This window comes from Streptomyces sp. V3I7 (genome assembly GCF_030817495.1).
Classification (GTDB): Bacteria; Actinomycetota; Actinomycetes; order Streptomycetales; family Streptomycetaceae; genus Streptomyces.
The window spans coordinates 801,430-824,081 of record NZ_JAUSZK010000001.1 but is presented as its reverse complement, the minus strand read 5'-3'; the positions used below and the strand labels follow the sequence as shown (position 1 = coordinate 824,081).

At 71.7% G+C, this 22,652-nt stretch carries 27 protein-coding genes and 1 riboswitch; of the genes, 13 read left to right on the top strand and 14 right to left on the bottom strand.

Annotated features, from left to right (window positions below; translation table 11 throughout):
* Nucleotides 1-74: 74 nt before the first annotated feature.
* Both QFZ74_RS03975 and QFZ74_RS03970 read right to left on the bottom strand, forming a co-directional pair.
* Nucleotides 75-299, bottom strand: coding sequence for a DUF397 domain-containing protein (locus QFZ74_RS03975; protein WP_307619383.1), 225 nt, complete (start codon nt 297-299; stop codon nt 75-77).
* Nucleotides 300-318: 19 nt separating this feature from the next.
* A complete protein-coding gene (locus QFZ74_RS03970) occupies nt 319-1,182 on the bottom strand; it encodes a helix-turn-helix transcriptional regulator (protein WP_307619382.1) in 864 nt (287 codons plus the stop codon).
* 211 nt (nt 1,183-1,393) lie between these two features.
* Between QFZ74_RS03970 and QFZ74_RS03965 the strand changes: the two genes are divergently transcribed.
* Nucleotides 1,394-1,861 (top strand): ATP-binding protein, encoded by a 468-nt coding sequence (locus QFZ74_RS03965; protein ID WP_307619381.1) that lies wholly within the window; start codon nt 1,394-1,396, stop codon nt 1,859-1,861.
* Here the strand turns inward: QFZ74_RS03965 and QFZ74_RS03960 are convergent.
* From QFZ74_RS03960 to QFZ74_RS03950, 3 genes are all read right to left on the bottom strand, one after another.
* On the bottom strand, nt 1,854-2,327 hold the full coding sequence (locus QFZ74_RS03960; protein WP_307619380.1) for a C40 family peptidase: 474 nt from the start codon (nt 2,325-2,327) through the stop codon (nt 1,854-1,856). The two genes, QFZ74_RS03965 and QFZ74_RS03960, sit on opposite strands and share 8 nt — an antisense overlap.
* 3 nt (nt 2,328-2,330) lie before the next feature.
* Nucleotides 2,331-2,541: riboswitch (cyclic di-AMP (ydaO/yuaA leader) on the bottom strand.
* A gap of 328 nt (nt 2,542-2,869) precedes the next feature.
* Nucleotides 2,870-3,184 carry a hypothetical protein gene (locus tag QFZ74_RS03955; protein ID WP_307619379.1) on the bottom strand — a complete coding sequence of 105 codons (315 nt, stop codon included), beginning with the start codon at nt 3,182-3,184 and terminating at the stop codon, nt 2,870-2,872.
* 7 nt (nt 3,185-3,191) lie between these two features.
* Nucleotides 3,192-3,827, bottom strand: a complete 636-nt coding sequence (locus QFZ74_RS03950; protein WP_307619378.1) for an ATP-dependent Clp protease proteolytic subunit — start codon at nt 3,825-3,827, stop codon at nt 3,192-3,194.
* A 158-nt stretch (nt 3,828-3,985) separates the two neighbouring features.
* Between QFZ74_RS03950 and QFZ74_RS03945 the strand changes: the two genes are divergently transcribed.
* The 8 genes from QFZ74_RS03945 (at nt 3,986) to QFZ74_RS03910 (ending at nt 10,681) form a co-directional block, all read left to right on the top strand.
* The gene (locus QFZ74_RS03945; protein ID WP_307619377.1) at nt 3,986-4,264 is read left to right on the top strand and encodes a type II toxin-antitoxin system Phd/YefM family antitoxin; all 279 of its coding nucleotides are present in this window, start codon (nt 3,986-3,988) and stop codon (nt 4,262-4,264) included.
* Between the two features lie 145 nt (nt 4,265-4,409).
* Complete coding sequence (locus tag QFZ74_RS03940) at nt 4,410-4,712, top strand: urease subunit gamma (protein ID WP_307619376.1); 303 nt, start codon at nt 4,410-4,412, stop codon at nt 4,710-4,712.
* A 10-nt stretch (nt 4,713-4,722) separates the two neighbouring features.
* Nucleotides 4,723-5,034, top strand: a complete 312-nt coding sequence (locus QFZ74_RS03935; protein ID WP_307619375.1) for an urease subunit beta — start codon at nt 4,723-4,725, stop codon at nt 5,032-5,034.
* A complete protein-coding gene (locus QFZ74_RS03930) occupies nt 5,027-6,748 on the top strand; it encodes an urease subunit alpha (RefSeq protein ID WP_307619374.1) in 1,722 nt (573 codons plus the stop codon). The genes QFZ74_RS03935 and QFZ74_RS03930 overlap by 8 nt, the downstream gene beginning before the upstream one ends.
* A 12-nt stretch (nt 6,749-6,760) precedes the next feature.
* On the top strand, nt 6,761-7,435 hold the full coding sequence (locus QFZ74_RS03925) for an urease accessory protein UreF (protein ID WP_307619373.1): 675 nt from the start codon (nt 6,761-6,763) through the stop codon (nt 7,433-7,435).
* Between the two features lie 62 nt (nt 7,436-7,497).
* Nucleotides 7,498-8,175: an urease accessory protein UreG gene (gene ureG, locus QFZ74_RS03920; RefSeq protein ID WP_307619372.1), complete on the top strand. Its 678-nt coding sequence runs from the start codon at nt 7,498-7,500 to the stop codon at nt 8,173-8,175.
* Nucleotides 8,172-8,939: an urease accessory protein UreD gene (locus QFZ74_RS03915; RefSeq protein ID WP_307619371.1), complete on the top strand. Its 768-nt coding sequence runs from the start codon at nt 8,172-8,174 to the stop codon at nt 8,937-8,939. Before ureG ends, QFZ74_RS03915 begins: the two co-directional genes overlap by 4 nt.
* Before the next feature lie 125 nt (nt 8,940-9,064).
* Nucleotides 9,065-10,681 (top strand): alpha/beta hydrolase, encoded by a 1,617-nt coding sequence (locus tag QFZ74_RS03910; protein WP_307619370.1) that lies wholly within the window; start codon nt 9,065-9,067, stop codon nt 10,679-10,681.
* Nucleotides 10,682-10,744: 63 nt separating this feature from the next.
* Here the strand turns inward: QFZ74_RS03910 and QFZ74_RS03905 are convergent, their stop codons facing one another.
* The 6 genes from QFZ74_RS03905 to QFZ74_RS03880 all read right to left on the bottom strand — a co-directional run bounded on the left by QFZ74_RS03905 (nt 10,745) and on the right by QFZ74_RS03880 (nt 16,132).
* Nucleotides 10,745-11,761: an NAD(P)-dependent oxidoreductase gene (locus QFZ74_RS03905; protein WP_307624036.1), complete on the bottom strand. Its 1,017-nt coding sequence runs from the start codon at nt 11,759-11,761 to the stop codon at nt 10,745-10,747.
* A 69-nt stretch (nt 11,762-11,830) separates the two neighbouring features.
* Nucleotides 11,831-12,556 (bottom strand): 1-acyl-sn-glycerol-3-phosphate acyltransferase, encoded by a 726-nt coding sequence (locus tag QFZ74_RS03900; protein ID WP_307619369.1) that lies wholly within the window; start codon nt 12,554-12,556, stop codon nt 11,831-11,833.
* A 173-nt stretch (nt 12,557-12,729) separates the two neighbouring features.
* Nucleotides 12,730-13,311 carry a GNAT family N-acetyltransferase gene (locus tag QFZ74_RS03895; RefSeq protein WP_307619368.1) on the bottom strand — a complete coding sequence of 194 codons (582 nt, stop codon included), beginning with the start codon at nt 13,309-13,311 and terminating at the stop codon, nt 12,730-12,732.
* 130 nt (nt 13,312-13,441) lie between these two features.
* On the bottom strand, nt 13,442-14,668 hold the full coding sequence (rocD, locus tag QFZ74_RS03890; RefSeq protein WP_307619367.1) for an ornithine--oxo-acid transaminase: 1,227 nt from the start codon (nt 14,666-14,668) through the stop codon (nt 13,442-13,444).
* Complete coding sequence (gene ddaH / locus QFZ74_RS03885; RefSeq protein WP_307619366.1) at nt 14,665-15,492, bottom strand: dimethylargininase; 828 nt, start codon at nt 15,490-15,492, stop codon at nt 14,665-14,667. Before ddaH ends, rocD begins: the two co-directional genes overlap by 4 nt.
* A 154-nt stretch (nt 15,493-15,646) precedes the next feature.
* Nucleotides 15,647-16,132, bottom strand: a complete 486-nt coding sequence (locus tag QFZ74_RS03880) for an Lrp/AsnC family transcriptional regulator (protein WP_307619365.1) — start codon at nt 16,130-16,132, stop codon at nt 15,647-15,649.
* Between the two features lie 87 nt (nt 16,133-16,219).
* Between QFZ74_RS03880 and QFZ74_RS03875 the strand changes: the two genes are divergently transcribed.
* From QFZ74_RS03875 to QFZ74_RS03860, 4 genes are read left to right on the top strand one after another with little or no spacing between them, the layout of a single operon-like run.
* Nucleotides 16,220-16,981: a LytTR family DNA-binding domain-containing protein gene (locus QFZ74_RS03875; protein ID WP_307619364.1), complete on the top strand. Its 762-nt coding sequence runs from the start codon at nt 16,220-16,222 to the stop codon at nt 16,979-16,981.
* A 6-nt stretch (nt 16,982-16,987) separates the two neighbouring features.
* Nucleotides 16,988-17,341, top strand: a complete 354-nt coding sequence (locus QFZ74_RS03870) for a hypothetical protein (protein ID WP_307619363.1) — start codon at nt 16,988-16,990, stop codon at nt 17,339-17,341.
* Nucleotides 17,338-19,062, top strand: coding sequence for a cation acetate symporter (locus QFZ74_RS03865; RefSeq protein WP_307619362.1), 1,725 nt, complete (start codon nt 17,338-17,340; stop codon nt 19,060-19,062). The genes QFZ74_RS03870 and QFZ74_RS03865 overlap by 4 nt, the downstream gene beginning before the upstream one ends.
* Nucleotides 19,059-20,267, top strand: a complete 1,209-nt coding sequence (locus QFZ74_RS03860) for a sensor histidine kinase (protein WP_307619361.1) — start codon at nt 19,059-19,061, stop codon at nt 20,265-20,267. The genes QFZ74_RS03865 and QFZ74_RS03860 overlap by 4 nt, the downstream gene beginning before the upstream one ends.
* Before the next feature lie 4 nt (nt 20,268-20,271).
* Here the strand turns inward: QFZ74_RS03860 and QFZ74_RS03855 are convergent, their stop codons facing one another.
* From QFZ74_RS03855 to QFZ74_RS03845, 3 genes are all read right to left on the bottom strand, one after another.
* Nucleotides 20,272-20,454 (bottom strand): hypothetical protein, encoded by a 183-nt coding sequence (locus QFZ74_RS03855; protein WP_307619360.1) that lies wholly within the window; start codon nt 20,452-20,454, stop codon nt 20,272-20,274.
* Between the two features lie 73 nt (nt 20,455-20,527).
* Nucleotides 20,528-21,478, bottom strand: coding sequence for a cytochrome c oxidase assembly protein (locus QFZ74_RS03850; protein WP_307619359.1), 951 nt, complete (start codon nt 21,476-21,478; stop codon nt 20,528-20,530).
* Between the two features lie 132 nt (nt 21,479-21,610).
* Nucleotides 21,611-22,636: a 6-phosphofructokinase gene (locus QFZ74_RS03845; RefSeq protein WP_307619358.1), complete on the bottom strand. Its 1,026-nt coding sequence runs from the start codon at nt 22,634-22,636 to the stop codon at nt 21,611-21,613.
* Nucleotides 22,637-22,652: the final 16 nt, after the last annotated feature.

The window sequence follows — 22,652 nt, the reverse complement described above, 5'->3', positions numbered from 1 at the left end:
CGTGCGTCGCGGTCCGGGGAGCTGATCGGCGGGAGCTGATCGGCGGGGGCGGACGGGATCGGGGCGTACGAGGCTCAGCGCAGCCCGGCGAGGAAGGCCGCCCAGCTCCCGGGGGAGAAGAGCAGCGCCGGCCCGGCCGGGTCCTTGGAGTCGCGTACGGCGAGCAGTCCGGCCGGGGGACCGGAGCGCGGCCGGGCCGTCTCCACGCAGTTGTTGGCTCCCGTGCTGTAGCTGCTGCGCAGCCATCGCACGCCGTACAGATCGGTACTGGAGGGGACGATCCGAGGCAGTGCTGACATGGTGCCTCCTTATGCGCGGTCACCCTGTCCCGGCGAGGTAATCCAACGAGTCCTCGGGTGAAAGCGCGTGTATCCGAAGGGAGTCGAAGGCCTCCGAGTAGGCCTGGAGGTCTTCTTTCCGTTCGAGATGGAGGCTACTCGTCAAGTGGTCGAGAACGACCACATCCAGATCAGAAGTGCTCGGAAATGAGAAGATAACGAAAGGACCGGTGATGCCGATATGTGCTCCCGCAGCGAACGGCAGTACCTGGAGCGTGACTTGGGGCAACCGGGCCGCCTCGACCAGCCGCCGCCGCTGCCGCGCCATCACCTCCGGCCCGCCGACCTCCCGCCGCAGCACCGCCTCGTCCAGGACGGCGGTCAGCTGAAGGGGCCGCGGTGAGCGCAGGACGTCCTGCCGGGCGAGGCGCACCTCCACCAGGGCGTCCAGCCGCTCGTCGTCGGGTTCGTCGTCCGTCCGGCCCACTGCGGCCCTGGTCACCGCACGGGCGTACTCGGACGTCTGGAGCAGCCCGGGGATCACCGAGGTCTCCAGTGTGCGCATCCCGCTCGCCTGCGACTCCAGGCTGATGAAGTCCCGGTAGGCGGGCGGCAGGACGCCCCGGTACGCGTGCCACCAGTGGTCGCGGCCGCCGCCGCTCTCGGAATACGCCAACGCGAGTAAGAACTCGCGCAGTTGGCCGTCGGTCACTCCGTAGATGTCCAGGAGTGACCGCACGTCCGCCGGTTTCACGCCGCTCGCGCCCGTCTCGATACGGCTCACCTTCGACTGGTGCCAGCCCACCAGCCGGGCCGCCTCGCCGCTCGTGAGACAGGCGCCGGCACGCAGGGCACGCAATTCGGCACCCAGTTTCCGCCGGCGCACCGCGGGACCGTGCTGCATGGGCTCCTCCCTACCTCTTCCGAGGCGCCCGAATACGCTCCGCCGTCGCAGAGTTCACCGCATTGGGCGACAGATATATGCATATCTTGGTGGATCGCCCCTCTGACCGACGTGGCAGTGGCAGTCTGGCGACGAGCACCAGTCCGGGACCGTACTCGAACCATCCGCTCCTTGGCGGGCCGCGGTTCCGTGGGAAAGGGACGGCGTCGCCATGGCAGACCATCTGGAAGCATCCCTCACGCTGCCGAGCGATCCCGCCTCGGTCTCCGCCGCCCGCACCTATGTCGTGGGCACGCTCGCGGAGTGGGGGCTGGCGTCGGACACGGACGTCGTCGACACCGTCCGGCTGATCGTCTCCGAACTGGCCACCAACGCCGTACAGCACACCCTCGGGCAGTCACCCACCTTCACGGTGGACGTCGCCCTCGATCGTGACGAACGGCTGCGCATCGGTGTGACGGACAGCCACCCGCGCCTGCCGAAGAGACTTCCCGCCGCCGTCCAGCAGGACAACGGGCGCGGGATGGTCATCATCCGCTGCCTTACCGCCGAGTGCGGCGGCAGGATGCGCATCCGGCCCACCCGCGAGGGCGGCAAGACCGTCTCCATCGAGCTGCCGTGGGTGGTGACGGCGCCCCGGGAAGGCGCCGCCGCCGACAGAAAAGGCCGGGTCAGCTGACCCGGCCGTACCAGACGTTCCTCGTCCAGATCTTCTGGAGTCTGACCACGTCCCCGGTCTTCGGAGCGTGCCAGATCCGGCCCTTACCGGCGTAGATGCCGACGTGGTAGACGCTGGACCCGGAATGGAAGAAGACCAGGTCCCCGGCCTTGCGGTGGCCGGCCGAGACGTGGCGTGTGCGGTTGTACTGCTGGGCGGCCGTACGCGGCAGGCGCTTGCCCGCCTTCTTGAACGAGTACAGCGTCAGCCCGGAGCAGTCGAAGCGGCGAGGTCCGGTGGCACCCCACAAGTACGGGGCACCCCTCTTGGACGCGGCGATCTGGAGTGCCTTGTGTGCCGTCGTGGCGGCAGCGGCTTCGGCGGTGAGGCCCGGCACGACGATGGAGCCGCTCACCGCGGCGATGGTGAGCGCCGAGGCGGTACCCGCCCGGAACACAAGCGACGGGACACGATTGAGCGCGGTCATACGCAACCCTTCGTCAGCCGCCTGTGAAGGATGACCTGTCGGATTCGGGCTGGCGAAGTTGCCCGGTCGCGTTCCCGCGACTTCACCCCAAGGACCGCTCACCGCGGACGGACGTCCGCTGCGGCGACCCGTCTTGCCTGGGTCCTCCACTCCTGCCGATCCACTTCCGTCGACCGGTCGTCCGGGCGGCGGCAGGACTCGGCGTCCGCCCGGACCGCCCCGCCGCGGTGGCGGGGGCTTGTCGTCAGACACGGATCTTCACTCACGGAAGTCCGAAAATCCGAGTGGAACCGGGCATTTGTGGAGTTGCTCACTGGGCGCCCGTTCGGGTGGACACTGCCCCGTACGGGTCTCCGGGTCCGGGGGTGACGCACCCCCGGACCAGCGCGGAAGCACTTCGGCGCCCCCTTCGCGCGCGCACGCCGTGCAACCCGCACGGTGCCAAAAAAGGATGGTCGTCTACTCCGAACAGGGGTACGTCATTTGGTCCGTTTCGTCATAGTCGTGTCGCGTCGATTCCGGCCGTGCCGAGCGGGGCGGTGTCAGTGCGTGCGGTCGGGCGGCGGCGGCACGCTCACCCGGGCCGTTCGGCGCTCGCCGTCCAGGACGCGCAGCGCCCGCGCCAAGGTGGCGTTGTGCAGCTCGGTCTCGCCGCGACGGTGCATCAGCGCGAGCGCGTCCCGCAGCGCGACGGCCGTGCGGACCAGGGCCTGCGCGGCCCGCAGTCCGCCGTACGTCCCCGTGTTGCCGGCCGGGTTGATCCGGCCCAGCAGATCGACCGCCTCCAGGTAACGGTCGATCAACTCGCCCTCGGCGCGGGTCAGCGCGGGCAGGGGCGGCAGTTCCGGCGGCAGCATCGGCCCCTCACTCCGCGTCCGGCGCCGTGCGCGACGCCTTGCGGCTGGGGACGACGCCGTCCACCAGCCCGTACTCCAGCGCGCCCCGGGCGTCGAGGATGAGGTCCCGCTCCAGGTCATGGCTGACCTGATCCGGGGACCGCCCCGTATGGCGTACGAGCAGCTCCTCCAGCAGGGCGCGGATCCGGGTCAACTCCGCGGCCTGGATGGCGAGATCGCTCGGCTGGCCGTGCACCGGATCCGGCAGCGACGGCTGCTCGATCACGATCCGCGCGCCCGGCAGGACGTACCGTTTGCCCGGGGTGCCGGCCGCGAGCAGCACCGCCGCGGACGCGCCGGCCTGCCCCAGGCAGATGGTCTCCACGTCGCAGGTGACGTACCGCAGCGTGTCGTAGATCGCCGTCATCGCGCTGAACGAGCCGCCGGGGGAGTTGATGTACAGCGAGATGTCCTGGTCCGGCGACCGGTGCTCCAGGTGCATGAACTGCGCTGTCACGTCGTTCGCCGAGGTGTCGTCGACCGGCGTGCCGAGGAAGACGATCCGCTCCTCCAGCAGCTTGGCGTACGGATCGAGCGTGCGTTGGCCGGCGCTCGTGCGCTCGGTGAACTCGGGCAGGACATATCGGGCGGACGATCGGATCACGGCATACCTCCTGGCGGCGGGCGCCGCCTCCGGCAGAGTTCTCTGCGCTCCTGTAAAAAACGTACAGGACGTACAGGCGTGGGGAAAGGGAGGCGCCTGCGTCCGGCGGTCGCGGCCGAGCAGGGGAGGGGTCCGGGCGGGCCCCGTAAGCTGGGGGCATGGCCTACGAGATTCCGGTGACGCAAGCCAGGGCTGAGCTCGCCGACCTGATCAACAAGGTGGTGTACGGCGGCGAGCGGGTCGTCGTGACGCGGCACGGCAAGCCCCTCGTCGCCCTCGTCTCCGCCGCCGACCTCGAGCGGCTCGAACAGCTCCAGGAGTCCACCGAGGACCAGGTGATCAGCTCGGTCTCCGGCGTCCACGACGTCTCCACCACGCCCCGCGACCACCGCCGCTTCGGCATCGCCGCGGAGCACCGCGGTACCGGCGGCGCGTAGGGTGCGGCCGGCCGGTCTCACAGCGGGGCTTAACGTGCCCGAAACGCGTTCGCACTAGCCTGCCTACCCACGCCACCTGGGACGGTGCCCGGTGACGCCGGCAACCGGACCCGCACGGTCCGGGCGAGGACGGTGAGGTAGGGACGTGCAACTGACCCCGCACGAGCAAGAGCGGCTGCTGATCCACGTGGCGGCCGACGTGGCCGAGAGGCGCCGGGCCCGCGGGCTGCGGCTGAACCACCCCGAGGCCGTCGCGCTCATCACCTCGCACCTCCTCGAAGGCGCCCGGGACGGCCGCACGGTCGCCGAACTCATGTCCTCCGGATGCAAGGTGCTCACCCGGGACGACGTCATGGACGGCGTCCCCGAGATGATCCACGACGTGCAGGTGGAGGCGACCTTCCCCGACGGCACCAAGCTCGTCACCGTCCACGAGCCGATCGTCTGACGGGCCGCCCATGATCCCCGGAGAGATCCTCTTCGCCGAGGACCCGATCGCCTGCAACGCGGGCCGCGAGGTCACCCGGCTCACCGTGCTCAACGCCGCCGACCGGCCCGTCCAGGTCGGCTCGCACTACCACTTCGCCGAGGCCAACCCCGGCCTGGAGTTCGACCGCGCCGCCGCGCGCGGCAAGCGGCTGAACGTCGCCGCCGGCACCGCCGTGCGCTTCGAACCCGGCATCCCCGTCGACGTCGAACTCGTCCCGCTCGCCGGTGCCCGGATCGTGCCCGGACTGCGCGGGGAGACCGGAGGTGCCCTCGATGCCTGAGATCTCCCGCGCCGCGTACGCCGACCTGTTCGGCCCCACCACCGGCGACCGGATCCGGCTCGCCGACACCGACCTGCTGATCGAGATCGAGGAGGACCGCAGCGGCGGGCCCGGCCGCGCCGGCGACGAGGCGGTCTTCGGCGGCGGCAAGGTCATCCGCGAGTCCATGGGCCAGTCCCGTGCCACGCGCGCGGACGGCACACCCGACACCGTCATCACCGGAGCGGTGATCGTCGACCACTGGGGCGTCGTCAAGGCCGACATCGGCATCCGCGACGGGCGGATCACCGGGATCGGCAAGGCGGGCAACCCCGACACGATGGACGGAGTGCACCCGGAGCTGGTCATCGGGCCCGAGACGGAGGTCATCGCGGGCAACGGGCGGATCCTGACGGCGGGCGCGATCGACGCGCACGTCCACTTCATCTGCCCGCAGATCGCCGACGAGGCGCTCGCCTCGGGCGTCACCACCCTGGTCGGCGGCGGCACCGGGCCCGCCGAGGGCTCCAAGGCCACCACCGTGACGCCCGGACCGTGGCATCTGGCCCGGATGCTGGAGGCGATGGAGCGCTACCCGCTCAACATCGGCCTCCTCGGCAAGGGCAACACCGTCTCGCACGAGGCGATGCTGTCGCAGATCCGCGGCGGCGCGCTCGGCCTGAAGCTGCACGAGGACTGGGGCTCCACCCCCGCCGTCATCGACGCCGCGCTGACCGTCGCCGACCGGACCGGCATCCAGGTCGCCATCCACACGGACACCCTCAACGAGGCCGGTTTCGTGGGCGACACGCTCGCCGCGATCGGCGGGCGGGTCATCCACGCGTACCACACGGAGGGCGCGGGCGGCGGGCACGCGCCGGACATCATGACCGTGGTGTCCGAGCCGCACGTACTGCCCAGCTCGACCAACCCGACGCGGCCGTTCACCGTGAACACCGCCGAGGAACACCTCGACATGCTGATGGTCTGCCACCATCTGAACCCGGCCGTCCCTGAGGACCTGGCCTTCGCCGAGTCGCGGATCCGGCCCTCGACCATCGGGGCCGAGGACATCCTGCACGATCTGGGCGCCATCTCGATCATCTCGTCCGACTCCCAGGCCATGGGCCGCGTCGGCGAGGTGATCCTGCGGACCTGGCAGACGGCGCACGTCATGAAGCGGCGGCGCGGCGCCCTGCCGGGCGACGGACGCGCGGACAACCGGCGCGTACGGCGCTACGTCGCCAAGTACACGATCAACCCGGCGCTGGCCCAGGGGCTGGCGCGCGAGGTCGGCTCGGTGGAGAGCGGCAAGCTCGCCGACCTGGTGCTGTGGGACCCCGCGTTCTTCGGGGTCAAGCCGCAACTCGTCATCAAGGGCGGGCAGATCGCGTACGCGCAGATGGGCGACGCCAACGCCTCGATCCCGACGCCGCAGCCGATCCTGCCCCGGCCGATGTACGGCGCCATGGGCCGCGCGCCCGCCGCGAACTCGGTCAACTTCGTCGCCCCGCTCGCTCTTGAGGACGGGCTGCCGGAGCGGCTGGGGCTCGGCAAGCGCTTCGTCGCGATCGACTCCACGCGTCAGGTGACCAAGGCGGACATGCGCGAGAACGACGCGCGCCCGCGGGTCGAGGTGGACCCCGACAGCTTCGCCGTGCACATCGACGGCGAGCTGGTGGAGGCGGTACCGGCCGCCGAACTGCCCATGGCCCAGCGCTACTTCCTCTTCTGAGCGGGGGCGGCGATGACACGGGCGGCACTGCTCGTCCTGGCCGACGGCCGCTTCCCGGCCGGAGGTCACGCGCACTCCGGCGGCGCGGAGGCGGCCGTCAAGGCCGGGCGGATCACCGGGTCCGCGAGCCTGGAGGAGTTCTGCCGCGGCCGGCTGCACACGGCGGGACTGGTGGCCGCAGCGCTCGCCGCGGCGGCCGTACTCGGTGTGGAGGCACGGGAGTTGGACGCGGCGGCGGACGCGCGGACGCCGTCACCCGCCCTGCGCGCCGCCGCCCGGCGACTGGGGCGGCAGCTGCTGCGGGCCGGCCGGGCGACCTGGCCCTCGGCCGAACTCGACGCGGTGGCACGTGAGTTCCCCAAGGGGGCCCATCAGCCGGTGGTACAGGGGCTGGTGGCGCGCGCGGCCGGCCTGGGCGCCGACGAGGCGGCGTACTGCGCGGCGTACGAGAGTGTGAGCGGGCCGGCGACGGCGACGGTGCGGTTGCTGAGCCTGGACCCGTTCGAGGCGAGCGGGGCGCTGGCCCGGCTCGCGCCCGAGCTGGACCGGGTCGTGGACCGGGCGGCGGAGGTGGCCCGGCGCGCCGTCGAGGACGGGGTGGATGCCCTGCCCGCCGCCTCGGCACCGCTGCTGGAGATCGGCGCGGAGGCGCACGCAGCCTGGCCCGTACGGCTGTTCGCGTCCTGACCGAACCCGAAGCCCCACACGAACACGCCCGGCCGAAAAGGCCGGCGACGAAGGAGCCGCACATGCACCTCGACCACACCCACCACGGTTCCGCCGCACTCAGCGCGGATGCCCACCGGGCCGACGGGACGCGGCGGGCGCTGCGGATCGGGCTCGGCGGGCCCGTGGGGTCCGGGAAGACCGCGACCGTCGCCGCGTTGTGCCGGGCGCTGCGGGACGAGTGGTCCCTCGCCGTGGTCACCAATGACATCTATACCCGCGAGGACGCCGAATTCCTCCTGCGCGAGGCGGTGTTGCCGCCCGAGCGGATCACCGCCGTGGAGACCGGAGCCTGCCCGCACACCGCCATCCGGGACGACATCTCCGCCAACCTCGAAGCGGTCGAGGACCTGGAGGACGAGGTCGGGCCGCTCGACCTCGTCCTCGTCGAGTCGGGCGGGGACAACCTCACCGCCACCTTCTCCCGCGGGCTCGTGGACGCGCAGATCTTCGTGATCGACGTGGCCGGAGGGGACGACATTCCGCGCAAGGGCGGCCCCGGGGTGACGACGGCCGACCTGCTCGTGGTGAACAAGACCGACCTCGCCCCGTACGTCGGCTCCGACCTGGGGCGCATGGCGGCCGACGCCAAGGCCCAGCGGGGCGAACTCCCGGTCGTCTTCCAGTCTTTGCGCGGCGAGGCCGGTGTGGCGGACGTGGCCGCGTGGGTGCGGGGGCGCGTCGCCGAGTGGCGGGCGTGAGCGTGAGCGAGGTGCGGGCCACCGCGCGGATCGCCGCGCGCGCCGACGGACGCGGCGGCACCGCGCTGCCCGTGCTGGAGGGCGAGGGCCCGCTCGCGGTCCGGCGCACCCGCGCCGACGATCCGGCCGGAGCGCGGGTGACGCTCGTCGGGGCGATGAGCGGACCGCTCGGCGGTGACCGCTTCACCGTGGAGGCACGGGTGGGGGAGGGCGCGCGGCTGGACGTACGCTCGGCCGCCGCGACCCTCGCGCTGCCGGGCCAGCTCAAAGGGGAGGCGCGGTACGACGTCCGGCTGGACGTGGCCGACGGGGGTGAACTGCGCTGGCTGCCCGAGCAGTTGATCTCGGCCGCCGGGAGCGACCTGCGCGTCACCACCGTCGCCGAACTCGGCGCTGGTGCGCGGCTCGTGCTGCGCGAGGAGCAGGTGCTGGGGAGGGCCGGCGAGGAACCCGGCAGGCTCGGCAGCCGGCTCACGGTGCGGATCGCCGGGCGGACCCTCCTCGACCAGGAACTGTCCTGCGGGCTGGGCGCGCCGGGCGGCTGGGACGGGCCCGCCGTCCTCGCGGGACATCGCACTGTGGGGCAACTGGTCGTCGTACGACCCGAGTTCCGGGCGGAGCCGCCTACGGCACGCATGCTGGGGGATTCCGCCGTGCTTGCCCCGCTCGCCGGGCCCGCCGTGCTGGTCAGCGCGGTCGCGTCCGACGCGTTGCGGCTGCGCCGGGTGCTCGATGAGGCGGCGGCGGTGCTGGAACAGGGCTGAGCGCGCTCGGACGGCATCCGTTCAGCAGGACGTCCCGCTCCGTTTATCGGATTGGCAACAAAGGTCAACAGCCCCTGTTCCTAGGCCTGTTCGAGACGCGAGGATCCCCTGGACCATTCGCATCGATGTACGGGGAGGGGCCCCACTTGAGGGACTTGAGACCGAAGAACCGCGCCCTGGCGCTCGGGTCGGCGGGCGCGCTCGTCACGGCGACCCTGATAACCGGCGCCCTGGCGGCACCGGCCGCCGGGGCGGACAGCCGTCTCGGCCGGGACAGCGAGGCGCACGGCGCCGCGATCGCGGCGGCCCGGGCCGCCGCGGCCGGGATCGACTGGAAGGACTGCCCGGCGGACTGGGGGCTCGAGAAGCCGATCCAGTGCGGCTGGGTCACCGTGCCGGTCGACTACGCCCGGCCGAACGGCAAGCAGATCAAGCTCGCCGTCGACCGCATCGGCAACACCGGGACCAAGAGCGAGCGCCAGGGCGCGCTCGTCTACAACCCCGGCGGGCCGGGCGGCTCCGGCCTGCGCTTCCCGCGCCGGGTCACCACCAAGAACCCGATCTGGGCGAACACGTCCAAGGCGTACGACTTCGTGGGCTTCGACCCGCGCGGCGTCGGCCACTCCGCGCCGATCTCCTGCATCGACCCGCAGGAGTTCGTCAAGGCGCCCAAGGCCGATCCGGTGCCGGACACCGAGGCCGACAAGCTGGCCCAGCGCAAGCTGGCCGGCGAGTACGCCGACGGCTGCGCCGAGCGCAGCGGCGCGATGCTGCCGCACATGACCACGCCGAACACCGCGCGCGACCTGGACGTCATGCGGGCCGCGCTCGGCGAGAAGAAGATCAACTACCTCGGCGTCTCCTACGGCACCTACCTCGGCGCCGTCTACGGCACGCTGTTCCCGGGCCACATCCGCCGGATGATCGTCGACAGCGTCGTCAATCCCTCGCGGGAGAAGATCTGGTACGAGGCCAACCTCGACCAGGACGTCGCCTTCGAGGGCCGCTGGAAGGACTGGGAGGACTGGGTCGCCAAGAACGACGCGGCCTTCCACCTCGGCACCACCCGTGACGCCGTCCAGGCGAAGTGGGTCGAGCTGCGCGCCACCGCGAAGAAGAGTCCGATCGGCGGGGTCGTCGGCCCGGCCGAGCTGATCTCCTTCTTCCAGAGCGCCCCGTACTACGACTCGTCGTGGGTGCCGGTCGCCTCGGTGTTCAGCAAGTACGTCGCCGGCGACACGCAGGCGCTGGTCGACGCCGCCTCCCCGGACATGTCCGACACGGCGGGCAACGCGGCCTCGGAGAACAGCAACGCCGTGTACACCGCGGTCGAGTGCGCGGACGCCAAGTGGCCCACCAGCTGGGACAGGTGGGACCGCGACAACACCCGGCTGAACAAGGACTACCCGTTCATGACCTGGGCCAACGCATGGATGAACCTGCCGTGCGCCACCTGGTCCGCCAAGCAGCAGACCCCCATCGAGGTCCGCACCGGCAACGGTCTGCCGCCGGTCATGATCGTGCAGTCCACCCATGACGCCGCCACCCCGTACGACGGCGCCGTCGAACTGCACCGCCGCTTCAAGGGCTCCCGTCTGATCACCGAGAAGGACGCGGGCTCCCACGGTGTGACCGGTCTCGTCAACCCGTGCATCAACGACCGGGTCGACACCTACCTGCTCACCGGCAAGCTGGACGCCGAGGACGTGACCTGCGCGCCGCACGCGACGCCCAAGCCGTAACGGCAACCGGTAAGTAAATGGGGGGCGGTCGGGCTTCTCGGGCCCGGCCGCCCCCGTCCGCGTTCAGCGCGTACGGAGCCAGGCGTCCTCCGCCGCGTAGTCGAACAGGTCGGGGTACGCCCGCGCGAGCAGCGGGAAGGCCGACTCCCAGTCTCGCCCGGCCAGTTCGGCGCACAGCCATTCCACGGTCTCCGGCAGGCTCTCGGCGTACGACACCACCGGGCGGTAGCCCAACTCCCGTTCGGCGGCGGTCATGTCGCAGACCAGCGGCAGCTCGACCGACCAGGGGGTACCACCCACGGAGGGGGCCGGAGGCGGGCCGTCCACCAGGACCGTCTCCGTCGTCGTACCCATCACCGCGTCGACCGCCGCACCGATCTCCCGTACCGTCGGCGCTTGCGGGTCACCGGCGTTGAGCACCCGGGACGCGGGCCTGGCCGCCGCCAGCCGGATCAGCTCCGCGATGTTGCGGGCGCTCACCGGGTGGAACCGGCTCTCCCCGCGATGTGCGAGCACCCGCGTCCCACGCCCGTCGAGGTTGCGCTTGACGAAGTACAGCTCGCGGGGCAGCGGGCTGAGCGGGCCGTGGATGGCGCCCGCGCGCAGGAGTGTCGTCGGCAACCGGTCGCCGACCCCGAGGAGTTCGTGCTCAAGGGCCGCCTTGCGGCTGCTGTACGACGTCTCGCCGGGGGCCACCGTCGGCTGGGTCTCCGGGATCGGCACCGGGTACGCGGGGAAGCCGTCCGGTTCGTCCAGGGTGTCGAAGCCCCGGCCCTTCGCGTCCTCGTACACCGCGAGGCTGGAGATCACCACGGCGGAGCCGATCCGGTCGGCGAGGGCGGTCAACTGCCGTGCGTGCTCGGCCCCGTAGGCGACCATGTCGACCACGAGGTCACAGCCGTCGCCCACCACCTCGGCCAGCGCCGCGTCGTCCGCGCGGTCCAGCCGCGCCGTGCGCACGCCCTCCGCCCAGTCATCGTCCCGGCCGCCGCCGCGCGAGGCGGCGGTGACCTCCCATCCGTCGCGCACCAGCGCGTTCACCGTCGGCCGGCCGATCTGGCCCGTCGCTCCGATCACCACAGCACGTCTCATACGGCGACCGTACGAGTCCGTGGGCGCCCGGCCCAGCGGTTCCGCCGAGAGCGGAGATCAACTCAGCGGAGCACGGGGGAACTTGCGCTCCTTGACGCCCTTCGCCGCCGCTTCCTCCGCCTTGACGTCGGCGGCGTACCGGTCGATGTACTCCTGCTCGGACAGCGACAGGATCGCGTACATGATCTCGTCGGTGACGGCACGGATGATGGCCTTCTCGTTCTCCATGCCGGCGTAGCGGGAGAAGTCGAGAGGCTTGCCGAAGCGGATGGTGACGGGGTGCAGGGTGGGGACGACCTTGCCCGGGGGCTGCGCCTCGAAGGTGCCGATCATCGCGCACGGGACGACCGGGACGCCCGCCTTGAGCGCCATGACGGCGACACCGACCTTGCCCTTGTACAGGCGGCCGTCGTGCGAGCGCGTGCCCTCCGGGTAGATGCCGAGCAGCTCGCCCTTGCTCAGCACCCCGACGCCCTCGCGGATGGCGGCCTGGCCCGCCTCCTTGCCGGAGCGGTCGACCGGGATCTGGCCCACGCTGTGGAAGAAGAACGCGGTCAGCCGGCCCTTGAGGCCCGGGCCCGTGAAGTACTCGGCCTTGGCGAGGAACGTGATGCGCCGCTTGAGCATGACGGGCATCAGGAAGTGGTCCGAGAAGGACAGGTGGTTGCCGGCGATGATGGCGGCGCCGGAGTCGGGCACGTTCTCCAGACCCTCGATCCGGGGCCGGAAGAGCGTTTTGAGGATTGGCCCGAAGAACGCATATTTGAGCACGTAGTAGAACAAGAGGGTCGCTCCTCACCTTGTCGGATCGCCCGGGCACCGCGTTCTAGCAGGTCAACCGGCATGTGATGAAGGGGACAGTGTATGCGCGGGCGCGCCGCCCCGGAAGCTGCCGGGAGCGGTTCGCCCGACGGTCCGCCTTCGCCCGCGATCCTCAGCGCGCTCGCCCGCGATCCTCAGTGCACGCGTTCGTGGACGTGGCCTGCCTCGGGGTGGTGCGGGGGTGCCGGGGGCAGCGTCCCGGTCAGCTCGTAGGCGCACTTGTGCGCGACACGGCAGGACGCCGTGTTGCCGAGCTGGTGCAGCAGCCGGAGCCGGGTCGGGCGGTGCCCGCCGATGTCGGCGAAGCCGGTGAAGGCCCACTCGGTCAGCGCCCCCAGCGCCCGGGATGCCACGCCCCGCCCGCGCGCGTGACCCGCGGTCCAGTACCCCACCTCCCGGACGGCCGGGTCGGCGCCGGCGCGCTTGAGGACCACGTGGCCCGCGAGCCGGTCGCCCCTCTCCCCGGACTCCAGCACCGCGAAGGTATAGCGGTCGCCGGTCTCCCACCCGCGCCGCTGGTCCCGCACCCAGCGCACCGCACTCGCTTCGTCGGTCACGATGCCGCTCGTCCAGCGGCGCAGCGTCTCGTCCCGGTACACCTCGGGCAGCGCGGCCGCGTCGGCCGGACGCCAGGGGCGCAGGATCAGCGCCGGAGCGGAGGCGGTGGCAGGAACCGTCAGTCGAACGAGCGGCGCCTGATCGGTCCGCCCGGTCACAGCGCCGCCGCGAAGGCGTGGCCGTACGGCGGCACGGTATCCCCGCCGGGGGAGATGCGCCGGGCCTCTTCCCCGATCGAGTGCCGCGTGCCGCCGTCCACGACCTGTCCTGCGCTTCCTGTCCTCCGCTTCAGCTGCCCTGAGCCAACACCTTCTCCAACGTCCCGACCGCGGACGTGAGTTCCTCGGCCGTGATCGTCAGTGGCGGGGCGATGCGGATCGTGGAGCCGTGGGTGTCCTTGACCAGGATGCCCTCGCGCATCAGGCGCTCGCTGATCTCGCGGCCGGTGCCGATGGCCGGGTCCACGTCGACGCCGGCCCACAGACCGCGCGAGCGGAAGCCGAGGACGCCCTTGCCGACCAGCGCCGACAGCTCGTCACGCAGGACCACGCCCAGCTCGGCCGCCCGGCGCTGGAACTCGCCCGTCTCCAGGAGCCCGACCACCGCCGTACCGACCGCCGCGGCCAGCGGGTTGCCGCCGAACGTCGAGCCGTGCTCGCCCGGGTGCAGCACGCTCAGCACCTCCCGCCGGGCCGCCACCGCCGACACCGGCACGATGCCGCCGCCGAGCGCCTTGCCGAGGAGCAGCACGTCCGGGACGACGGACTCGTGCTCGACGGCGAGCGTGTGGCCGGTGCGGCCGAGGCCCGACTGAATCTCGTCCGCCATGAACAGACAGCCCTTGCGCCGGGTCAGCTCACGCACCCCGGCCAGATAGCCGTCGTCCGGGATGAGCACGCCCGCCTCGCCCTGGATGGGCTCGATCAGCACCGCCGCGGTCGTCTCGTCGACGGCCTCCTCCAGCGCGGCCAGGTCGTTGTACGGCACGATCCTGAAGCCGGGGGTGAAGGGGCCGAAGCCCGCGCGGGCCGTCTCGTCCGTGGAGAAGCTGACGATGGTCGTCGTACGGCCGTGGAAGTTGTCCGCCGCGACCACGATCGTGGCCTGGCCGTCGGGGACGCCCTTCACGTCGTACGCCCACTTGCGGGCCACCTTGATGCCGCTCTCCACCGCCTCCGCGCCGGTGTTCATCGGCAGCACCATGTCCATGCCCGTCAACGCGGCCAGCCGCTCGGCGAACTCGGCGAGCCGGTCGTTGTGGAAGGCGCGGGAGGTGAGCGTCAGCTGGTCGAGCTGGCGGTGGGCCGCCTCGATCAGCGCGGGGTGGCGGTGGCCGAAGTTGAGGGCCGAGTAGCCGGCCAGCATGTCGACGTACCGGCGGCCCTCGACGTCCTCCACCCAGGCGCCCTCGGCGCGGGCGACGACAACCGGCAGCGGGTGGTAGTTGTGCGCGAGGACGGGTTCCTCCGCGCGGATCAGCTCGGCCGACGTACGGGTACGGGCGGGTGCGGTCATGAACGGATCTCCTGGGTGCAGCACTTGATGCCGCCGCCGGCCTTGTGGAACTCGGACAGGTCGACGGGGACGGGGACATAACCGTGAGCGTCGAAGCGCGCGGCGAGGGCCTCGGCCTGCGGGGCGATGAAGACGTGGCGTCCGTCGGACACGGAGTTCAGGCCCCAGGACATCGCGTCCTGACGGGTGGCGAGCACCGCGTCCGGGTACAGCCGTTCGAGCACGGCGCGGCTGCCCGGCGAGAACGCCTCCGGGTAGTAGCAGACGTTGCCGCCGCCCTCGCCGTCCTCCTCCAGGACGAACAGCGCCGTGTCGAGGTGGTAGAAGTACGGGTCCACCAGCGTCAGGCTGATCACCGGCACACCGAAGAACTCCTGTGCCTCGCGATGCGCCTCGCGGGTCGTGCGGAACCCGGTGCCCGCCAGGACGTGCCGGCCGACGGGGACGAAGTCGCCCTCGCCCTCCGAGATCGACCGGGGATGGTGGACCTCGTAGCCCGCCTTCTTGAACCACAGGTCGTAGTGGGTCGACTCGGGCCGGCGCTCGGGCGCGTGGAAGAGGGAGCCGAACACCCGGCCCTCGACGACCACCGCCGAGTTCGCGGCGAAGACCATGTCCGGGAGACCGGGGACCGGCTCTACGGCGTCGACCGCGTGGCCGTGGGAGCGGTAGGCGTCGATCAGAGACCGCCACTGCTCCTGGGCCAGATCCACGTCCACGCGGGTGTCGGGATGCATCCAGGGATTGATCGCGTACTGCACGGCGAAGTGTCTGGGTTCGCAGACGAGGTAGCGCCGAAGGCGCGGCACAGGGCTGTCAGGCACAGAGGTTTTCCTCCGCTTTCCTGCGATGTGGCTCAGGGTTGACACCAAGGTAGGAACTGACCGAGACGCGCGACAAGAAACAAAAGCTGCGTGTCGGCGCAGCATCGCTGCGTTCACATCGGACAGAACGCAATGGCGCTGCGCATAATCGCCGTCACTCCGGCGCCGGCTGGGTGGCGCCCGCCTCCGGACTCTCCGGCAGCAGATGGGACAGCACCATCACACTGATCGTCTTCCGGATGAACGGCACCGCACGGATCCGCTCCAGCACCTCCTCGAAGTGCTCGACGTCCCGCGCCCGCACGTGCAGCAGTGCGTCCGCGCCGCCCGTCACCGTCATCGCCGCCGCGATCTCCGGATGGTTGCTCACCACCTCCGCCAGCCGCCGGGGCGGTGCCGCGCCGTCGCAGTACACCTCGACGTACGCCTCGGTGCGCCAGCCCAGCGCCGACGGCCGCACCGTGGCCGTGAACCCGGTGATCACACCCGTCTCCCGCAACCGGTCGGCGCGCCGCTTCACCGCCGTGGCCGACAGACCGATCGCCGCGCCGATCTCGGCGAAGCTGGTCCTGGCGTTCGCCATCAACGCCGTGATGATCTTCCGGTCGAGCTCGTCGAACTGGGCCGCCCTGCTGTTCATGCGGGCACTGTAGGGCACCGTATCCAGCGCGGACGTCCACGCCCGGCACATGTCCAGCCGTACGGATTCCTCCTACACTCCACCTTCATGCTGCGCGCCCTCGCCGTCGACGACGAACGACCCTCGCTGGAGGAGCTCCTGTACCTGCTGAGCGCCGACCCCCGTGTGAGCAGCGTCGAGGGCGCCGGTGACGCCACCGAGGCGCTGCGCCGTATCACCCGCGCGCTGGAGTCCGGGCCCGACGGCCCCGACGCCATCGACGTCGTCTTCCTCGACGTCCAGATGCCCGGCCTCGACGGCCTCGAACTGGCCCGGCTGCTCGGGGGGTTCGCCCGGCCGCCGCGCGTCGTGTTCGTCACCGCCCACGAGGACTTCGCCGTCCGCGCCTTCGACCTCGACGCCGTCGACTACGTCCTCAAGCCCGTCCGCAAGGAACGCCTCGCCGAGGCCGTGCGCCGCGTCACCGAACTGGGCGGCGCCGCCCCGCGGATACCTGTGCACGAACCTGACCCCGACCACATACCCGTCGAACTCGGCGGCGTGACACGGTTCGTGGCCGTCGACGACATCACCCACGTCGAGGCGCACGGCGACTACGCCCGGCTGCACACCGACCGCGGCAGCCACCTCGTGCGCATCCCGCTGTCCACCCTGGAGGACCGCTGGCGCGGCCGCGGCTTCGTCCGCATCCACCGCCGCCACCTCGTCGCCCTGCGCCACGTCGGCGAACTCCGCCTGGACGCGGGCACCGTGAGCGTCCTGGTCGGAGCCGAGGAACTCCAGGTCAGCCGGCGCCACACCCGCGAGCTGCGGGACCTGCTGATGCGCCGCACCGCGGGACAGGGGTAGCCCCAGGTGGAGCCCACAGAGCGCCGGGTCGTCGTCACCGGCCCGCCCCGCCGCACGCGCAGGACCTCCGGCTACTACCGGCCGCGCACCGAGATCGACGAACAGACCACCCTCGGCCACACCTACGTCCGCTCCCTCATGCGCAGCCAACTGCGCTCTGCCCTCGGCGGGTTCGCAGTCCTCGTCCTCCTCGTGGGCCCCCTCCCGCTGGTCTTCGCCTCCGCGCCCGCCGCCCGCCGCCTCGAATGGCTCGTGCTCGGCTTCTGCCTGTACGCCCCGCTCACCCTGCTCGCCCGCTGGTACGTGCGCCGCGCCGAGCGCAACGAACGCGACTTCGTCCACCTCGTCGAGGACCGATGAACTCCGGTTACGCAGTGAGCTATTCGGTGCCCGCCGTCGCCCTCGTCGTCGTCGCCACCGTCCTCGTAGGCGCCTTCGGCCTGCGCGTGTCCCGCACCACCTCCGACTTCTACGTCGCCTCCCGCACCGTCGGCCCCCGCCTGAACGCGGCCGCCATCAGCGGCGAGTACCTCTCCGCCGCCTCCTTCCTCGGCATCGCGGGACTCGTCCTCGTCCAGGGCCCCGACATGCTCTGGTACCCGGTCGGCTACACCGCCGGATACCTGGTCCTGCTCCTGTTCGTCGCCGCCCCGCTGCGCCGCTCCGGCGCCTACACCCTCCCCGACTTCGCCGAGGCCCGGCTCGCCTCCCAGCCGGTGCGACGGCTCGCCGGGGCCTTCGTCGTCGGCATCGGCTGGCTCTACCTGCTGCCCCAACTCCAAGGCGCCGGGCTCACCTTGACCGTGCTCACCGGAGCGCCCGAGCCGCTCGGCGGGGTCATCGTCGCCGCCGTGGTGGTCGCCACCGTCGCCGCGGGCGGCATGCGCAGCATCACCTTCGTCCAGGCGTTCCAGTACTGGCTCAAGCTCACCGCCCTCCTCGTCCCCGCCCTCTTCCTCACCCTCGCCTGGCAGGGCGACGGCGCCCCCCGCCACGCCTTCGAGGAACCGGCCGCCTTCCGCTCTCACCCCAGCATCCGCGTCGAGGACACCCTCGACCTGAGGCTCGAGAGGCCGCTGACCGTCACCGTGACCGGCACGGTCGACGGCCGCACCCACCACGCCGACCGCGTCACCCTGCCCGCAGGACCCCACCACATCGAGCACGGCACCCGGCTCACCTTCGCTCCCGGCACCCCCGTCCCCACCGCCGACCGGGCCGTCACCGACGGCATGTCCACCTCGCTCGCCGCGGGCCGCGAGGAACGCCCGCTGTACGCCACGTACGGCCTGATCCTCGCCACCTTCCTCGGCACCATGGGCCTGCCGCACGTCGTCGTCCGCTTCTACACCAGCCCGCACGGCGTCGCCGCCCGCCGCACCACCGTCGCCGTCCTCGCCCTGATCGGCGCCTTCTACCTGCTGCCACCCGTGTACGGCGCCCTCGGCCGCCTCTACGCCCCCGAACTCGCCCTCACCGGCGGCACCGACGCCGCCGTCCTGCTGCTGCCCGGCCGCATGATCGGCGGCCTCGGCGGCGACCTGCTCGGCGCGCTCATCGCGGGCGGGGCCTTCGCCGCGTTCCTCTCCACGGCCTCGGGACTCACCATGGCCGTGGCGGGCGTCCTCACCCAGGACGTCCTCCCGGCGCGCGGCGTACGGCACTTCAGACTCGGGACCGTGCTCGCCATGGCCGTACCGCTGGCGGCGAGCGTGCTCGTCGGCGGCCTGCCGGTCGCCGACGCGGTGGGGCTCGCCTTCGCCGTCTCGGCGTCCTCGTTCTGCCCGCTGCTCGTCCTCGGCATCTGGTGGCGGCGGCTGACCCCGCCCGGCGCGGCCGCCGGCATGCTGGCCGGCGGCGGCTCCGCGTTCGCCGCCGTCTCCGCGACCATGGCGGACTTCCCCGGCACCGGCCCGCTGCACGCCCTGCTCGCCTGGCCCGCGCTGTGGTCGGTGCCCCTGGGCTTCCTCACGATGGTGCTGGTCTCCCTGGCCACCGCGAACCGGGTGCCGCCCGGGACGGCCGCGATCCTGGCCCGTTTCCACCTCCCCGAGGAGCTGCGGGCGGAGGCGAAGGCGTGAGCGGGTTCCTCGCGGGGCTCTGCGTCGGCATGCTCCCGCTGCTCGCCGCCGGGTTCTGGCTCGGGCGGCGCACGGCACGCCCGGAGAGCCTCGGCGGACTCGGCACGCCGGTCGAGCACGCCACCTTCCAGACCCTGCACACCGCCTCCCTCGCCACACCCCCGCTGCGCGCGGGCCTCACCGAGGAGACCGCGCGCAAGTCGGCCCGCAGACTGCGCACACTGCTCGGCACCGACGCGCTCTGCCTCGCCGACCATCAGCGGGTGCTCGTCTGGGACGGCGTCGGCGGCCACCACCGCACCGAGATCATGCGGCGGCTGACCGGACCGCTGGAGACGGGCCGCGGAGAGGCGTTCAAGCTGAGCTGCGAGAGTCCCGACTGCCCCGTCCGCTGGGCCGTCGTCGCCCCGCTCACCGTCGACGACCGGGTGCACGGCGCGCTCGTCGCCTGCGCTCCCCGTGAGTCCGCCGTCCTCGCCCGCGCCGCCGGGGAGGTGGCCCGCTGGGTCAGCGTCCAGCTCGAACTCGCCGACTTCGACCAGTCCCGCACCCGGCTCATCGAGGCCGAGATCAAGGCCCTGCGCGCCCAGATATCCCCGCACTTCATCTTCAACTCGCTCGCGGTCATCGCCTCGTTCGTGCGCACCGACCCCGAGCGCGCCCGCGAACTGCTGCTGGAGTTCGCCGACTTCACCCGCTACTCGTTCCGCCGCCACGGCGACTTCACCACCCTCGCCGACGAACTCCACGCCATCGACCACTACCTGGCCCTCGTCCGCGCCCGCTTCGGCGACCGGCTCGCCGTCACCCTCCAGATCGCCCCCGAGGTGCTGCCCGTCGCGCTGCCGTTCCTGTGCCTGCAGCCCCTCGTCGAGAACGCCGTCAAGCACGGCCTGGAGGGCAAGGCCGGCACCTGCCACATCCAGATCACCGCGCGGGACGCCGGCGCCGAGGCCCTGGTCGTCATCGAGGACGACGGCGCCGGGATGGACCCCGAGGAGCTGCGCCGCATCCTCGCCGGCGAGATCAGCCCCTCGGGCGGCATCGGCCTGTCCAACGTCGACGACCGGCTCCGCCAGGTGTACGGCGACGACCACGGCCTCGTCATCGAGACCGCGGTGGGCGCGGGCATGAAGATCACCGCCCGGCTGCCGAAGTACCAGCCGGGAGTGCACTCGGCGGGCCGTCTCGCACCGCCCGGGTGAGCGCTCAGGTGTCGCGCGTGACGACCATGGTGAGCGTGATCAGCCCCAGGACGACCCAGCCGAACCACAGCCAGCCGTTGCCGCCGAGCGCCACCGTGTAGGCCGTCACCACGACGAGCGCGCCGACTGTGAGCGCCCCCATCGCCTTCGTGGAACCGTTCATCGAACCGTTCGTGGAACCGGGCATCGCGGCACCCTCCTCAGGGCTCGACCCCTTCCATGGTGCCCCGGTTCCGCCGCCGGAGGACGGAAAACCGTCCTCAGCTCCGGCGTGCGTTCAGCGACGCCAGGTAGGCGTTGTAGGCCTCGAGCTCCTTGTCGCCGTCCCGGTCGGCCGCGCGGTCCTGGCGCCGGGCCTGCCGCTGCTCGGAGCCGTACCACTGGAACAGCAGGGCGACCAGCACCAGCACGGACGGGATCTCGCTGAACGCCCAGGCGATGCCACCCGCCGCGTTCTGGTCGGTGAGCGCGTCGATGCCGAGCGAGGCGGGCGGGTTGCGGAACGTCTCGACCAGCGGGGTCGAGGCCATCATCAGCGCGATGCCGAAGAACGCGTGGAACGGCATGCCCGCGAACAGCTCCAGCATCCGCATCAGATGGCCCGGCCGGCGCGGACCGGGGTCGACGCCGATGATCGGCCAGAAGAACACCACACCCACGGCCAGGAAGTGCACCATCATCGCGACGTGCCCGACCTTCGACCCCATGAGGAAGTCGAAGATCGGGGAGAAGTAGAGCACGTACAGACTCGCGATGAACAGCGGGATCGTGAACACCGGGTGGGTGATGACCCGCATGTAGCGGCTGTGCAGCAGGGCCAGCAGCAGCTCGCGGGGGCCCTTGCGGCCACGGCCCGCCACCGGCAGGGCGCGCAGCGCCAGGGTGACCGGGGCGCCGAGCAGGATCAGGATCGGCGACAGCATGCTGATCACCATGTGCTGCACCATGTGCACGCTGAACATGACCATGCCGTAGTCGTTCAGCCTGCTGCACATCATCAGGCCGATGGTCAGCACACCGAGGACGTACGACACCGTCCGCGAGACCGGCCACGCGTCACCGCGCCGCCGAAGCCGGACGACCCCCCAGGCGTACAGTCCGAGCCCGGCCAGGCAGGCGACGAGGAAGAACGGGTCCGCCGACCACTCGAGACCGCGGCCCAGCGTGAACGGCGGCAGATCCATCGTCATGCCGTGCCCGCTGTGATCCATCCGCCGGCTCCTGATTCGTGGGGGTATGCGCGTCTGTGGGAATGTGCGCTTGTGTCCGCACCAGAGTAGAACCGCCCCCGGTCACGACCGTGACCGGGGGCGGACTTGCCCGATGCAGCGCGCCGAGGCGCCCTACAGCACGCACTCCGCCTCGTCGTAGCGCTCCAGGGGAACCGTCTTCAGCGTCTCGACCGCCTCGGCCAGCGACACCATCACGATGTCGGTGCCGCGCAGCGCGGTCATGCTGCCGAACTCCCCGCGGTGCACGGCCTCCACCGCGTGCCAGCCGAACCGCGTCGCCAGCACCCTGTCGTACGCCGTCGGCGTCCCGCCGCGCTGCACGTGCCCGAGGATGACCGGTCGGGCCTCCTTGCCCAGGCGCCGCTCCAGCTCCACGGACAGCTGCCGGGCGATCCCGGCGAAGCGCTCGTGGCCGTAGACGTCCGTGCCGCCCTCGTCGAAGTCCATGGACCCGGGGCGCGGCTTGGCCCCCTCGGCGGCCACGACGATCGCGAACCGCTTGCCCGCCTCGAAGCGCTGGCCGACCTTGCGGGTCAACTCCTCGATGTCGAAGGGGCGTTCCGGTACGACGACGGCGTGGGCGCCGGCCGCCATGCCGGAGTGCAGCGCGATCCAGCCGGTGTGGCGGCCCATGACCTCCACGATCAGCACGCGCTGGTGGGACTCGGCGGTGGTCTTCAGCCGGTCCAGCGCCTCGGTGGCGACACCCACCGCCGTGTCGAAGCCGAACGTCACGTCCGTGACGGCGATGTCGTTGTCGATGGTCTTCGGCACGCCCACGATGGGAAGTCCGTTGTCCGACAGCAGCCGGGCCGCCTTCAGCGTGCCCTCGCCGCCGATCGGGATGACCGCGTCCAGGCCGAGGTCCTGGAGATGGCCCCGCGCCCGCTCCACGCCGTCCCGCAGATGTTCCGGGCGGACCCGGGAGGAGCCGAGGATGGTGCCGCCGCGGGCGAGGATGCCGCCCACCGCGTCGAGGTCGAGCTTGAGGTGGTCACCCTCCAGGAGGCCCTTCCAGCCGTCCCGGAACCCGATGACCTCGTCGCCGTGGTCCGCGACGGCACGGTGGACGACGGACCGGATGACGGCGTTCAGGCCGGGGCAGTCACCGCCGGACGTGAGGACACCAATGCGCATAGCCCGAATTACCTTC